The sequence below is a fragment of the Pseudomonas sp. CG7 genome (assembly GCF_023701885.1).
GTDB lineage: Bacteria > Pseudomonadota > Gammaproteobacteria > Pseudomonadales > Pseudomonadaceae > Aquipseudomonas > Aquipseudomonas zanjanensis.
In genome coordinates this window covers 21663-35940 of the sequence record NZ_JABAEE010000029.1, presented here as the reverse complement: position 1 = coordinate 35940, position 14278 = coordinate 21663, and the positions used below count along the sequence as shown (strand labels likewise).

Annotated in this window: 12 protein-coding genes, 3 tRNA genes and 1 riboswitch; of the genes, 2 read left to right on the top strand and 13 right to left on the bottom strand. The window is 61.2% G+C overall.

All coding sequences use genetic code 11. The annotated features are described in order from the left end of the window. The first annotated feature begins 14 nt into the window (after window positions 1-14). A complete protein-coding gene (locus HGO40_RS13940; protein ID WP_250963467.1) occupies window positions 15-518 on the top strand; it encodes a cell envelope protein SmpA in 504 nt (167 codons plus the stop codon). A gap of 40 nt (window positions 519-558) precedes the next feature. On the opposite strand, the gene HGO40_RS13935 is transcribed toward HGO40_RS13940, so the two are convergent. The 7 genes from HGO40_RS13935 to ltaE form a co-directional block, all read right to left on the bottom strand. Continuing rightward, window positions 559-635 (bottom strand) — tRNA-Arg (locus tag HGO40_RS13935). 72 nt (window positions 636-707) lie between these two features. Next, window positions 708-784 (bottom strand) — tRNA-Arg (locus HGO40_RS13930). A gap of 107 nt (window positions 785-891) precedes the next feature. Next, window positions 892-982: transfer RNA gene (locus HGO40_RS13925), tRNA-Ser, on the bottom strand. Between the two features lie 62 nt (window positions 983-1044). Beyond that, entirely contained in the window at window positions 1045-1233 is a 189-nt protein-coding gene (gene csrA, locus HGO40_RS13920) for a carbon storage regulator CsrA (protein ID WP_003178872.1), read from the bottom strand. A 184-nt stretch (window positions 1234-1417) separates the two neighbouring features. Then, window positions 1418-2659: an aspartate kinase gene (locus tag HGO40_RS13915; protein WP_250963466.1), complete on the bottom strand. Its 1242-nt coding sequence runs from the start codon at window positions 2657-2659 to the stop codon at window positions 1418-1420. A gap of 90 nt (window positions 2660-2749) precedes the next feature. Next, window positions 2750-5374: an alanine--tRNA ligase gene (gene alaS, locus HGO40_RS13910; protein ID WP_250963465.1), complete on the bottom strand. Its 2625-nt coding sequence runs from the start codon at window positions 5372-5374 to the stop codon at window positions 2750-2752. Window positions 5375-5520: 146 nt separating this feature from the next. Beyond that, a complete protein-coding gene (ltaE, locus tag HGO40_RS13905) occupies window positions 5521-6525 on the bottom strand; it encodes a low-specificity L-threonine aldolase (RefSeq protein WP_250963464.1) in 1005 nt (334 codons plus the stop codon). Window positions 6526-6778: 253 nt separating this feature from the next. After that, window positions 6779-6947: riboswitch (FMN riboswitch) on the top strand. A gap of 98 nt (window positions 6948-7045) precedes the next feature. Between ltaE and HGO40_RS13900 the strand changes: the two genes are divergently transcribed. Beyond that, window positions 7046-7555 carry a 6,7-dimethyl-8-ribityllumazine synthase gene (locus HGO40_RS13900; protein WP_250963463.1) on the top strand — a complete coding sequence of 170 codons (510 nt, stop codon included), beginning with the start codon at window positions 7046-7048 and terminating at the stop codon, window positions 7553-7555. A gap of 138 nt (window positions 7556-7693) precedes the next feature. On the opposite strand, the gene astE is transcribed toward HGO40_RS13900, so the two are convergent. The 6 genes from astE to aruF form a co-directional block, all read right to left on the bottom strand. Further along, window positions 7694-8701 carry a succinylglutamate desuccinylase gene (gene astE / locus HGO40_RS13895; protein ID WP_250963462.1) on the bottom strand — a complete coding sequence of 336 codons (1008 nt, stop codon included), beginning with the start codon at window positions 8699-8701 and terminating at the stop codon, window positions 7694-7696. A 12-nt stretch (window positions 8702-8713) separates the two neighbouring features. Next, window positions 8714-9001, bottom strand: a complete 288-nt coding sequence (locus tag HGO40_RS13890) for a hypothetical protein (RefSeq protein WP_003178862.1) — start codon at window positions 8999-9001, stop codon at window positions 8714-8716. Between the two features lie 69 nt (window positions 9002-9070). Next, window positions 9071-10417 carry an N-succinylarginine dihydrolase gene (gene astB, locus HGO40_RS13885; protein WP_250963461.1) on the bottom strand — a complete coding sequence of 449 codons (1347 nt, stop codon included), beginning with the start codon at window positions 10415-10417 and terminating at the stop codon, window positions 9071-9073. Between the two features lie 144 nt (window positions 10418-10561). Further along, entirely contained in the window at window positions 10562-12031 is a 1470-nt protein-coding gene (gene astD, locus HGO40_RS13880; RefSeq protein ID WP_250963460.1) for a succinylglutamate-semialdehyde dehydrogenase, read from the bottom strand. Beyond that, complete coding sequence (gene astA / locus HGO40_RS13875; RefSeq protein WP_186707069.1) at window positions 12028-13053, bottom strand: arginine N-succinyltransferase; 1026 nt, start codon at window positions 13051-13053, stop codon at window positions 12028-12030. Before astA ends, astD begins: the two co-directional genes overlap by 4 nt. A gap of 54 nt (window positions 13054-13107) precedes the next feature. Next, a complete protein-coding gene (gene aruF, locus HGO40_RS13870) occupies window positions 13108-14127 on the bottom strand; it encodes an arginine/ornithine succinyltransferase subunit alpha (RefSeq protein ID WP_250963459.1) in 1020 nt (339 codons plus the stop codon). Window positions 14128-14278 lie beyond the last annotated feature (151 nt).

Below are 14278 nucleotides of genomic sequence, written 5' to 3'. Positions count from 1 at the left end.
AGGAGGACGACCGGATGCCTGTCAGCCACTACCTGTTCCTGCTCGCCGCCCTGCCCTGCCTGCCGTTGTGGGCAGCCGGGCAGACTGTGCACCGCTGCGAAAGTCTTGCGGGGCACGTGACGTTCACCACCTTGAGCTGCGGCCCGGGAGAAGCCCTGTCGCTGCAGCAGATCCACCCGTACAGCCCTGGCACGAGTGAGCCGACGACCGAAGCGATGCTGCCCGAAGCGGAGCACCGACAAACATCCGGCAACACAACCGCCCGCAAGGAACCGACCGTGGTTGGCCAGTTCCAGGACCGCTGCGGAAACCTCATCGATGCCAGGCAACGGCGCAATGCCATCCTGGAACGACGCATCGTCGCCGGCATGAGCCAACAAGATGTAGAAAGCGCCTTGGGCAAGCCAGACTCGATCAAAGTCAGGAATTCGAGCACACGCTATACCTACAAGGCGAAGAAAGGTCGCAGCGCCGAGGTTGTGTTCGATGAGAAGGGGTGCGTGAAAGGCAAATCGTAGACAGCAAAAAGCCCGCGTTAAACGCGGGCTTTTTGGTGTTTGGTGCACTCGACAGGATTCGAACCTGTGACCGCTCGGTTCGTAGCCGAGTACTCTATCCAGCTGAGCTACGAGTGCAAGTTGTGGTTTTATACCAGATCACAACTGGTTGAAGCCAAGTTATTTGCATTGCTGCAAACGACTCTTAAATGGTGCACTCGACAGGATTCGAACCTGTGACCGCTCGGTTCGTAGCCGAGTACTCTATCCAGCTGAGCTACGAGTGCATTTGTTGCCGCGCATTATAGGTCGTCAATTCCTTTTGTAAAGCGCTTTTTTCAGCAATTTCAACCACTTACTGATAAAGCCAGGTTCTGACGCACTAAACGAATAATGGCGGAGAACGGGGGATTCGAACCCCCGACACCCTTTTGAGGTGTACTCCCTTAGCAGGGGAGCGCCTTCGGCCACTCGGCCAGCTCTCCGCAACACGGGGCGTATATTAACCACCTTCATCCCCGTTTGCAAACATAAAAATCGATAAAAATTAATGGCTTGGTTCGTCGTCCTTCTCTTTCTTGATACGCAGGTAGATTTCCTCCCGGTGTACAGCGACCTCTTTCGGGGCATTGACGCCGATACGCACTTGGTTTCCTTTGACGCCGAGCACGGTCACGGTGATTTCGCCATCGCCAATAATCAGGCTTTCTGCACACCGACGGGTCAGAATCAGCATACCTTTCTCCTCACGCAATTCACTTAAGGGACAACAGTCTGCAAAAAAAAGGCATTGGACCTACAACCGAAACGGTCGAAGCCTACAGGCCTAGTATTGACCAGCGCGGGCAAAAGAACAGTTTTGAGACGCGCCATTCAGAAAAACAAAGGGCGCGGTCCAGCCGCGCCCTCAAGACAACGCTTTACTCGCCCTGTTGGACAGCAGCGTCGAGTTCGAAAGCCGTGTGCAGGGCGCGCACGGCCAGTTCCAGGTACTTCTCTTCGATGACCACGGAAACCTTGATTTCCGAGGTAGAGATCATCTGGATGTTGATGCTTTCCTTGGCCAGGGATTCGAACATGCGGCTGGCCACGCCCGCGTGGGAACGCATGCCGACACCAACGATCGAGACCTTGGCGATCTTGGTATCGCCCACCACTTCCCGGGCACCGATCTCGCCAGCGGTCTTTTTCAGGATCGCTTCGGCAGACTGGTAGTCGTTGCGGTGCACGGTGAAGGTGAAGTCGGTGGTGTTATCGTGCGAAACGTTCTGCACGATCATGTCGACTTCGATGTTCGCGGCGCTGATCGGGCCGAGAATCTTGAACGCCACGCCGGGGGTGTCTGGCACGCCACGGATGGTCAGCTTGGCTTCATCGCGGTTGAAAGCGATGCCGGAAATGATCGGCTGTTCCATGGATTCCTCTTCATCGATAGTAATGAGGGTGCCCGGACCCTCTATGAAGCTGTGCAGAACGCGCAGCGGAACGTTGTACTTGCCGGCGAACTCAACCGCCCGGATCTGCAACACCTTCGAGCCGAGACTGGCCATTTCCAGCATTTCTTCGAACGTGATCTTGTCCAGGCGCTGGGCCACAGGCACGACCCGTGGGGCGGTGGTGTAGACGCCGTCCACATCGGTGTAGATCTGGCATTCGTCAGCCTTGAGAGCCGCTGCCAGCGCCACGCCGGTGGTGTCGGAACCGCCACGGCCGAGGGTGGTGATGTTGCCCTGCTCGTCCACGCCCTGGAAACCAGCGACGACCACGACACGGCCAGCCTTCAGGTCACCGCGGATCTTCTGGTCGTCGATCTGCAGGATACGCGCTTTGTTGTGCGCGCTGTCCGTCAGGATGCGCACCTGGTTGCCGGTGTAGGACACCGCCGGCACACCACGCTTGATCAGCGCCATGGCCAGCAAGGCGATGGTCACCTGCTCGCCAGTGGAAACGATCACGTCCAACTCGCGGGGAACCGGTTGCTGGTCTCCGCTGATTTGCTTGGCCAGATCGATCAGACGGTTGGTCTCGCCGCTCATGGCCGACAGCACAACCACCAGGTCATCGCCCGCTTCACGGAATTTCTTAACCTTGTCGGCGACTTGTTCGATTCTCTCGACAGTGCCGACCGAGGTGCCTCCAAATTTCTGTACGATCAAAGCCATTTCAAAGCCGCCTCTGCCCATGAAGGGCGCCCAATAATTCAATCAGCAGCGCGCGGGCTCGTCACTAGACCACTAGCCCGCGACGCTGCCTTAAATACCCTGCTCTACAAATGCAACGGTCTGGGCCAGTGCCGCGTCCAGTGCGCCGACGTCGGTACCACCGCCTTGCGCCATGTCCGGACGACCACCGCCCTTGCCGCCCACTGCCGCGGCGGCCTGCTTCATCAAATCACCGGCTTTGAGTTGGCCAGTCAGGTCTTTGGTCACGCCTGCGACGAGAACGACCTTTTCCTCATGGACACTGCCGAGCAGGATCACTGCGCGGCCGAGTTTGTTTTTCAGTTGATCGACCAGCGCCAACAGCGCCTTGCCATCCTGGCCATCCAGACGCACGGCCAGCACCTTCACACCCTTGACGTCCACGGCCTGGGCCGACAGATCGTCGCCCGCGGCGCTGGCGGCCTTGGCCTGCAACTGCTCGAGTTGCTTTTCCAGCAGGCGGTTGCGTTCCAGCACAGCCGACAGCTTGTCGATCAGGTTGTCGCGGCTGCCCCTGATCAGGCTTGCCGCTTCCTTGAGTTGTTCTTCCGCCGCGTTGAGGTACGCCAGGGCCGCTGCGCCAGTGACCGCCTCGATACGCCGCACGCCAGAGGCGACGCCGCCTTCGCTGATGATCTTGAGCAGGCCGATGTCGCCGGTGCGACTGGCGTGGATACCACCGCACAGCTCCACGGAGAAATCACCGCCCATGCTCAGCACGCGCACATTGTCGCCATATTTCTCACCGAACAACGCCATCGCGCCCTTGCGCTTGGCGGTCTCGATGTCGGTTTCCTCAGTCTCTACCGGAGAGTTCTTGCGAATCTCGGCGTTGACGATGTCTTCCAGCGCCTTGATCTGCTCAGGCTTGACGGCTTCAAAATGGCTGAAGTCAAAGCGCAGGCGCTGGCTGTCCACCAACGAGCCCTTCTGCTGGACATGCTCGCCCAGCACCTGGCGCAACGCTGCGTGCAGCAAGTGCGTGGCGGAGTGGTTCAGCGATGTCGCGTGGCGAACCTCGGCATCGACATGGGCCGCCACGGGAGCGGCGATCATCAAGCTGCCAGACGCCAGCACGCCATGGTGCAGGAAAGCACCACCGGTCTTGGTGGTGTCACGCACGTCGAAACGCGAGCTGCCCGCTTGCAGGTAACCGCTGTCGCCGATCTGGCCGCCGGATTCGGCGTAGAACGGCGTCTTGTCCAACACGATCACGCCTTCCTGGCCTTCGCTCAGGATGTCCACCGACTGCCCATCCTTATAGATGGCAACGATCTTGGCCGAACCGGTGGTGCCGGCATAGCCGGTGAATTCGGTGGCCACGTCAACCTTGACCAGGCTGTTGTAGTCCATGCCGAAGGAGCTGGCGGAACGCGCGCGCACCCGCTGGGCTTCCATCTCGCGCTCGAAACCGTCCTCGTCGAGGGTCAGGTTGCGTTCGCGGGCGATGTCGCCGGTCAGGTCCATCGGGAAACCGTAGGTGTCGTACAGCTTGAACACCACGTCGCCCGGGACCACGTTGCCCTTGAGTTCGGCCAGGTCCTGCTCGAGGATCTTCAGGCCTTGCTCCAGGGTCTTGGCGAATTGCTCTTCTTCCGCCTTGAGCACGCGCTCGATGTGCGCCTGCTGGGACTTGAGTTCAGGGAAGGCTTCGCCCATCTCGGCCACCAACGCTCCGACGATCTGATAGAAGACGCTGCCCTTGGCGCCCAGCTTGTTGCCGTGACGGCAGGCGCGACGGATGATCCGGCGCAGCACATAACCGCGACCTTCGTTGGAAGGCAGCACACCGTCGGCAATCAGGAAACCGCAGGAACGGATGTGGTCAGCGACGACTTTCAGCGAAGCCTGGTTGTCGTTGGTGCAACCGATGGCCTTGGCCGACGCGCTCAGCAGGCTCTGGAACAGGTCGATCTCGTAGTTGGAATGAACGTGCTGCAGCACCGCACTGATCCGCTCCAGGCCCATGCCGGTGTCCACCGACGGCGCTGGCAGCGGATGCAACACGCCATCGGCGGTGCGGTTGAATTGCATGAACACGTTGTTCCAGATCTCGATGTAGCGGTCGCCGTCTTCTTCCGGCGAGCCGGGTGGGCCGCCCCAGATGTCGGCGCCGTGATCGTAGAAAATCTCGGTGCAAGGACCGCATGGGCCGGTGTCGCCCATGGTCCAGAAGTTATCGGAGGCGTAAGGCGCGCCTTTGTTGTCGCCGATGCGCACCATGCGCTCTGCCGGGACACCGACCTCCTTGGTCCAGATGTCATAGGCTTCGTCATCGGTGGCGTAGACCGTTACCCAGAGCTTCTCCTTGGGCAGGTTCAGCCACTTGTCGGAGGTCAGGAAGGTCCAGGCGATAGTGATAGCGGCGCGCTTGAAATAATCACCGAAGCTGAAGTTACCCAGCATTTCGAAGAACGTGTGGTGACGTGCGGTATAGCCGACGTTTTCCAGGTCGTTGTGCTTGCCGCCGGCACGCACGCACTTCTGGCTGCTCACTGCACGGGTGTAGGCACGTTTTTCCTGGCCCAGGAAGCAGTCCTTGAACTGGTTCATCCCCGCGTTGGTGAACAGCAGGGTCGGGTCGTTGCCCGGAATCAAAGAGCTGGAGGCTACTCGGGTGTGGCCTTGCTCTTCGAAGAAGCGAAGGAAGGCTTCACGGATTTCTGCGCTTTTCATTAGGTTCTTCCACGGAGGCTGCGGCCAAAGGCCTGTGCAAAACGTCAACAGACGAAGCAACGGCAAAGGGCCGCATTATATCGGCCCTGCGCGTGGGGTACAGCGTGTTTATGTGATAGAAACTGTCAATTGCCCAGGTTAACGGGTCATTGGCGGGAAAAATCGACGAAAGCGGCGATCACCTGGTCGATTTGCGCCGCGCTCACGTCCATGTGCGTCACCATTCGCAAGCGTGCCGCCGCGCTGAGCTTGATGCCCCGTTCATCGGCAAACGCCTTGATCACCTCGGCCCGCTCGCCCATTTGTACGTAGACCATGTTGGTCTGCACCGGCTCGACCTTGTAGCCCGCCGCACGCAAGCCCTCGGCGAGCCGCTGGGCATTGGCGTGGTCATCGGCCAGGCGCTGCACGTGATGTTCCAGGGCATACAGCCCCGCCGCCGCGAGAATGCCGGCCTGGCGCATGCCGCCACCGACCATCTTGCGCAACCGACGCGCCTTGCCGATCAGCTCGACGCTGCCGCACAGGACCGAGCCCACTGGCGCGCCAAGGCCCTTGGACAGGCACACCGACACCGAATCGAAATGTTGTGTGATCTGCCGGGCATCGACATTCAGCTTGACCGCAGCGTTGTACAACCGCGCCCCGTCCAGGTGCAGCGCCAGGCCATGTTCCTGGGTGAACCGCCGGGCCCGAGCCAGGTAGTCCAGCGGCAGCACCTTGCCCTGCATGGTGTTTTCCAAGGCCAGCAGGCGGGTGCGGGCAAAGTGGAAGTCCTCGGGCTTGATCGCCGCGGCGACGTGCGCCAGGTCCAGGGAACCGTCCGCCTGCACCTCCAGAGGCTGGGGCTGGATCGAACCGAGCACCGCCGCTCCGCCGCCTTCGTATTTATAGGTGTGGGCCTGCTGGCCGACGATGTACTCATCGCCGCGCTCGCAGTGGGCCATCAACCCCAACAGGTTGCTCATGGTGCCCGTCGGCACGAACAGCGCTGCGGCAAAGCCCAGGCGCGCGGCCAGTTCAGCTTCGAGGCGATTGACGGTCGGGTCTTCGCCATACACATCGTCGCCGGTCGGCGCACTGGCCATGGCATCGAGCATGCCGGCGGAAGGTTGGGTGACCGTGTCGCTGCGAAGATCGATAACACTCATGAATCTGGCCTCGGGTGCTGTTTGGGGAATTCCCTTTCGAAGGACAATTACTGCGGGCATGGCGCGGAATAATCAAGCCCAGGACCACACTAACCCAACAGATTATCCAAATCCCCTGTGGGAGCGAGCTTGCTCGCGATGGCGGCAGTAAACCCTGCATCGATGCAAGCTGAACCACCGCTATCGCGAGCAAGCTCGCTCCCACAGTGGTTTATGTGTTAAAAAATCTCCGCCGTCACATGCCGTGGCGGCAAAACGTTCTCAGGGCGGGGTGCAACTCCCCACCGGCGGTAATTGCGCGCAATGCGCATAGCCCGCGAGCGCTTGGCGCTACATCGCTTTTTGGGGTGTAGCGACAAGGTCAGCAGACCCGGTGTGATTCCGGGGCCGACGGTCATAGTCCGGATGAAGAGAGAACGGGATCGACACCCAAGGGCCGACTGCGACTCCGTGCGCGGCGTACCCTCGAATCCCCTTCGATTCATGACGCCCTGTTTTTCACACAAACAGGAACCAGAACATGCAACCCACTGCAATCGACAGCAAAAGCAAAAGTCATCCGGGCGAGCGCGTCGCGTTCATCCAGGCCTGCTGGCACAAGGAAATCGTCGACCAGAGCCGGAAAGGCTTCGTCGCCGAAATCATCCTCCAGGGTTACCAGGAAAGTGATATCGACTTCTTCGAAGTCGGCGGCGCCTTCGAAATTCCGCTGCACGCCAAGCTGCTGGCCAAGTCAGGCCGCTACGCCGGCATCGTCGCCGCCGGCCTGGTGGTGGACGGTGGTATCTACCGCCACGAGTTTGTCGCCCAATCGGTCATCAGTGGCCTGATGCAGGTGCAATTGGAAACCGAAGTGCCGGTGTTCTCGGTCGTGCTCACGCCGCATCACTTCCATGCCGGGGAAGAACATCAGAAGTTCTTCTTCGAGCATTTCGTGCACAAGGGCCAGGAGGCGGCGAAGACCTGCGCCGATACCTTGCACAAGACCCGGACGTTGCGTCGCAGTGAACAGCGGGCGGTAGCGGTTTAAGTCTGAATACAGATTTCCTTGTGGGAGCGAGCCTGCTCGCGATGACGGAGTGTCAGTCGCCATCAATGTCGGCCGATATACCGCTATCGCGAGCAGGCTCGCTCCCACAGGGGGCATGTATTGAGTCTAAGATTTGGCTCAGACCAAACCTTCATCCGTCGCCGGCACGATCAGGATGCCAGCCCGCAAGCCATTCTTGACCTTGGGGTTCGGGAAGATGATCCGCGCGCCCTCCTCTTCGATCACCCAGCGGGTCTGGGCGATGTCTTCGGCCAGCACATAGCCTTTTTCAAGCTCGGAGAAGTTCTCGACATCCGCCGGCAGGTTAAGGCGGAAACTGTCGCTGTGCTTGATGATTTCCCGGGCCACGCTGAACAGCTGGAGGCCATCGAGGCCCTCGTCCAACTCCGGCTCGTTGCCTTCGATGATCTGGTGCAGGCCAGTTTCCAGCAGGCTGACGTTGACTCCGTCGTTCTGCCCGAACGGCCGGGCCTTGCCCAGCTCCAAGGTGAAGGATTCGGCACCGAGCTGATCGTAGGTATAGGCACTGAACACGATGGACGGCTTGTTCTGCAGCAGCACCGCTTCCATGCCCGCGGCACGCAGGCGCGCCAGTTCCCGGCGTGAATGCTGGCGACCTTCTTTCCATGGATAGAGGGCGAACTGCTCGATCTTCGAGCCACGAATGGCAGTGTGCAGGTCGTAGTGCAAGCGACTGCGCTCCGGCCGGCTGAAAAAACTGGCGGCCAGCCGCTCCAGCTCGCAGGCCCGCAGCGCCTCAGGACCACCGCTCAACTCATGGCGACCATTGAACAGCCGGTTGACGTCCTGTTCGACGAAACGCTCACCGCGCCGGATGGCCTCGGGGTTGCCGAACAGGAACAGAATGCGTGCCCGGGGTTTCAGGTCACCACGGGCGATGTCATGCAGCAGGCGGTCGAGCAATTCGATCGGCGCGGTTTCGTTGCCGTGGATGCCGGCCGACAGCAGCAGGTCCAGGCCGTTGTCCCAGGCTTCGGGCGGCTTGACCTCCAGCGCGCCCTCGCTCAACCAGCGCATCCGTACGCCTTCGACAGTCAGTTGAGTCTTCTCCGCCGGTTCACGGCCGGCGAGGGTCAGTTCAAGCAGTTTGCCGAGGGCGAGCATAGCGCGGTTTCCTTAGTGGTCGTGGCCGCAATCCGGGCCATGGACATGGTCATCGTCGCCGACGTCCGCCGGTTCCATTTCCAGTTGCAGGCTGACCAGGTTGGTCGCCAATGGACGCAACAACAGGTTGGCGTATTCCTCGTCCCCTTCCTCGACGTCAACGCCGATCAGCAGCTGACCGCGGCCATCCTGCTGGATCCACAATTCCTTGCCTTGCCACATCACCGCGACGCGGGTGCAGGAGGTTTCCAGTTGGGTGCCGTCGGTGTCTTCGAGGATCAGCTGCAGGGTATCGCTCATGTCTTTACATTCTCGTCTGGGGATAAGGCAACGCGCCCTGCTTTGACTGTAGTCAGGTCGCGCGCGCTTTCAATTGATCTGGAAAGGATAAACCGCGCCAAGTTTAAGGATTTGTGTCAGTTCATCCAGTGCCCCGCGGCATTCGAGCAGCAACTGCGGGTCTGCCAGGTCATTCTCGGTCATGCGGTCGCGGTAGTGACGCTCGACCCATTGGGTCAGCGAATCGTACAGCGGCGCGGTCATGATAACCCCTGGGTTGACGGCCGCCAGTTCGGTTTCATTCAGCGCTACGCGCAACCTCAGGCAAGCAGGGCCGCCGCCGTTCTGCATGCTTTGCTTGAGGTCGAAGACCTTCACTTCGCGGATAACGCCGCCAGCGCCCGTCAGGCCTTGCAAGTATTGCCAGACGCGTTCGTTGCCGCGGCATTCTTCCGGCACGATCAATAGCATCGAGCCGTCGGGACGCGACAGCAACTGGCTATTGAACAGGTAGGAACGAACCGCATCATCGACGGTGACCGCCGAACGCGGTACGCACACCGATTGAAATTTCCCACCGACCTTGGCGAGTTTGCTGCTCAATTCGGCCAGCATCTTGTCGGTCTCGAGAAACGCGTCCTCGTGATAGAACAGCACTTCGCCATTACCCACCGCGATCACGTCGTTGTGGAACACGCCTTGGTCGATCACCGACGGATTCTGTTGCGCGTAGACCACGCCCTCCTCCCGCAGACCATGCAGGCGCGCAACCGCCTGGGAGGCTTCGAGGGTTTGGCGTGCCGGATATTTCTGCGGTGCGGGGTAACGGGTGTCGAAGGCACTGCGACCGAAGACGAAGAATTCGACACCGGCCTCGCCGTAGGCGCGGCAGAAACGGGTGTGGTTGGCCGCGCCTTCATCGCCGAACTGCGCCACCGCCGGCAACGCGGCGTGATGGGCGAAGTGTTGCGGGTTGGCGAACATCGCCCCCAGCACACGGCTGGTGGTCGGATGCTCGATGCTGCGGTGGTATTTGCAGTTCAGGTTGGCGGCGGTGAAGTGCACGCGGCCATCGGCCGTGTCGGCGCTCGGGCTGACCGTGGCGGCGTTGGCCACCCACATGCTGGAGGCCGAGCAACTGGCGACCAACAGTGGCATCGCTTCTTTCGCGGCCTGCTGGATGACCTGGGCATCGCTGCCGGCAAAGCCCAGCCGACGCAAAGCCGCCACGTCCGGGCGCTCCTGCGGTGCCAGCACGCCTTGCTGGAAACCCATGTCCATCAGCGCTTTCATTTTCGCCAGGCCCTGCAACGCCGCTTCCTTGGGGTTCGAGGACTGCTGGCTGTTGCTCTGGGACGCGACGTTGCCGTACGAGAGCCCGCCGTAGTTATGGGTCGGCCCCACTAGACCGTCAAAGTTGACTTCATAGGATTTCATCAGCGAGGCTCCACGAGAATCTGTTTTTTATAGGCATCAGGTAACGGTTTTGATCGAATACCGAGGCGCGGCCTTCGCGAGCAAGCTCGCTCCCACAGGGTCTTGCACCGTCCTTGTGGGAGCGAGCTTGCTCGCGATTGGGGCTTAAACCATTTTTACGCCAGGCGTCAGGCTCGCCGGCATGACAAGGCTCGGCGTCTCCAGGGAAGCCACCGGGTACGCGCAATAATCCGCCGCGTAATAAGCGCTGGCGCGATGGTTGCCCGAGGCACCGACACCGCCGAACGGCGCGCTGCTGGCGGCGCCGGTCAGCTGTTTGTTCCAGTTGACGATACCGGCGCGGCTTTGCAGCCAGAACTCTTGGTAACGGTCCTGGGAATCGGACAGCAAGCCGGCGGCCAGGCCATATTGCGTGTTGTTGGCTTCGGTAATCGCTGCGGGGAAATCCTTGTAGCGGATCACTTGCAGCAACGGCCCGAACAACTCCTCGTCGGGACGCTCGGCCACGGCCGTCACGTCCAGGATACCCGGCGTCAGCAATGCAGCCTGGGCCTGCGGCTGAGTCATGGCCAACAGCGGCACTGCGCCTTTGCCCAGCAAGTGGTTTTGCGCATCCATCAGCGCCTTGGCCGCGCCCAGGGAAATCACCGAGCCCATGAACGGTGCCGGTTGCTGGTCGAAGGCACCCACTTCAAGGGTAGAACTGACCGCCACCAGGCGCGCCAGCAAGGCATCGCCCCAGGCACCTACCGGCACCAGCAGGCGGCGCGCACACGTGCAGCGCTGCCCGGCGGAAATGAAGGCGGATTGGATAATGGTGTAGACCGCCGCATCGACGTCCGCCACCTCATCCACCACCAGTGGGTTGTTACCGCCCATTTCCAGCGCGAGGATCTTGTCCGGGCGACCGGAAAACTGTTGGTGCAGCAAGTTTCCGGTGCGGCTGGAGCCGGTGAAGAACAGCCCGTCGATGCCCGGGTTCGCCGCCAGGGCGATACCGGTTTCCCGCGCGCCTTGCAGCAGGTTCAGCACGCCCGCCGGCACACCCGCCTCGACCCAGCACTTGACCGTCAGCTCGGCGACTTTCGGCGTCAGCTCGCTCGGCTTGAACAACACGCAGTTGCCGGCGAGCAGCGCAGGCACGATGTGGCCATTGGGCAAATGGCCAGGGAAGTTGTAAGGGCCGAACACCGCCACCACACCGTGGGGTTTGTGGCGCAGCACGGCGGTGGCGTCGCCCAGGGGGCCGCTCTTCTCGCCGGTCCGCTCGCGGTAGCTCTGCACCGAAATGGCGATTTTGTTGACCATGCTGGTCACCTCGGTCGCCGCTTCCCACAACGGCTTGCCGGTTTCTTCACCGATGCACCGGGCCAGTTCGTCAGCATGGCTTTTCAGGGACGCGGCAAAGGCCTCCAGCACCTGGATGCGTTCATCCAGCGAGCGGCGGGCCCAGTCCGGGAACGCTTGGCGCGCGGCCTGCACCGCCGATTCCACCTGCGCCGCGGTGGCGCCGTTGCCCGACCACAACACCTGCTGGGTCACTGGATTCAACGACTCGAAGAGGTCGCCCTGGCCTTCCAGCCAGCTACCTGCGATGTACAACGACTTCATCATTTTGACTCCCGGGCAGCAGACAACGCCACGGCACGCACCTGGTCGCCGGCGTTGAGTTGAAGACGTTTGGCGGTCAGCGGATCGACCACCAGTGTGCCTGCGGCAAAGCGCGCCGGTGCCGCGGTGATGCGGCAGTCTTCGCGCTTGCGGTTATGGATGAGGAACGGCGTGGCGTCATCGCCCGGCGTGCCGATGGCCAGCACCAGCGCCTGGCTGTCGCGAATCGCGCGGATCTTGCCGGTTTCGCATTCCACCGCCGGGCCGGCGTCGAAGATGTCGACGTAACCCTGGTAGCTGAACCCTTCGCTCTTGAGCATCGACAGCGCCGGTTCGGTATCTGGATGAACCTGGCCAATCACGGCCCGGGCATCTTCGGACAAGAAGCAGGTGTACAGCGGGAACTTGGGCATCAGCTCGGCGATGAACGCCTTGTTACCAACGCCGGTCAGGTAATCGGCCTGGCTGAATTCCATCTTGAAGAAATGCCGGCCCAGGCTTTCCCAGAACGGCGACCGCCCGTTGTCGTCGGACATGCCGCGCATCTCGGCGATGATCTTGTTGCCGAACAACTGCGGGAACTCGGCGATGAACAACAGCCGCGCCTTGGCCAGCATCCGGCCGTTGAGGCCATTGCGGAAGTCGGCGTGGAGAAACAGCGAGCACAGCTCGGAATTGCCGGTCAGGTCGTTGGCCAGGAACAACGTCGGGATTTCCCGATAAATGTTCAACTCCTGGGACGCGCTGACCGTCAGGCCGACCCGGAAGTTGTACCAGGGCTCACGCAACCCCACGGCGCCGGCGATGGCGGAAATGCCCACCACGCGACCGTCATCGTCTTCGAGCACGAACAGGTAGTCCGCGTCACCACGCCCGGCTTCGCCGCGAAAGGTCTTCTCGGCCCAGCCGACCCGATGGGCCAGGCGCTCTTCGTTGGCCGGCAAGGTAGTCAGGCCGGTGCCCGTGCTGCGGGCCAGGGCGATCAGAGCGGGTAAGTCGCTGCTGCGTACGGGACGAACGATCATGCTATCTCCTCAGACGGGCCGCTCTCGCCACCCGCGAAACTCAGCTATAAAGCGTTATACCGCTACCAAACGCACGCTGGCGCCTTCGCCAACGCCCAAGGCTTCGGCCGCTTCCATGTCTAGCGTTACAGGTTTGCCTGGCGCGTAGTCGAGCTCGAGCAGCACGGCGCGGTAATCCTGCAATTGGGCATTGGCCACCAGGTATTGGCGGCCGGCACCCTTGACCGGTTCGCCGATCTTGACCGGCACCACGCGGCTCTGGGCAATCGAACGGATGCCCGAGACGCGGGCATGCAGGGTCGGGCCACCGTCGAAGATGTCGATGTAGTGATCGGTCTCGAAACCCTCGCGCATCAGGATGTCGAAGGTGATCTGCGCCCGCGGATGAACCTGGCCCATGGCTTCCTGGGCGGCGTCCGGCAACAGCGGCACGTAGATCGGGTAATGGGGCATCAGCTCGGCGAGGAACGTACGGCTTTTCAGCCCGCACAAACGCTCGGCGGCGGCGTAGTTGAGGTCGAAGAAATTGCGGCCGCTGGCGTCCCAGAACGGCGAGTCGCCATTCTCATCGCTGTAGCCGACGATCTCGGTCACCACCGAATCGGCGAACCGCTCCGGATGACTGGCGACGAACAACAGCCGCCCGCGGGAATTGAGTTCCGACCACGGCGAACCCACCAATTCCGGCACCACGTAGAAACTGGTCAACAGGCTGTTGCCGGTCAGGTCGTGGCATTGGGAGAGTACGTGGATCTTGTTGTGGATCTTCAGCTCACGGGACGCGTGAACGAACGTCTCGTTGCGAAAGCTGTAGAACGGTTCGGAATAACCGGCCGAAGCGACAATGGCCGAGCAGCCAGCCAGCTTGCCGGTCGCGGTGTCTTCGAGGACGAAGAAATAGCTCTCTTCGCCGTTGAAACTGACTTCGGCGGCAAACGAGGCTTCGCTGGCGGCGATCTTGTCGCTCAGGCGTTCAACGTCATCCGGCAAGGAGGTGACACCGATCGGACTGTCCGCAGCCAGACGCTGTACCTCGCCCAGATCAGCCATTTGCGCGGGGCGCATCACCAGCATGGTGTCACTCCTTAACTTGAAATAAACGGTTCGACCAAAGGGTCGATACACAGAAAAAAACTAAACAAACACCCTGGCCCGCATTGCATCTACGGCGGTCTTCGATTTTTCAGCCGCTGCAAGACTCCTGTGGGAGCGAGCTTGCTCGCGA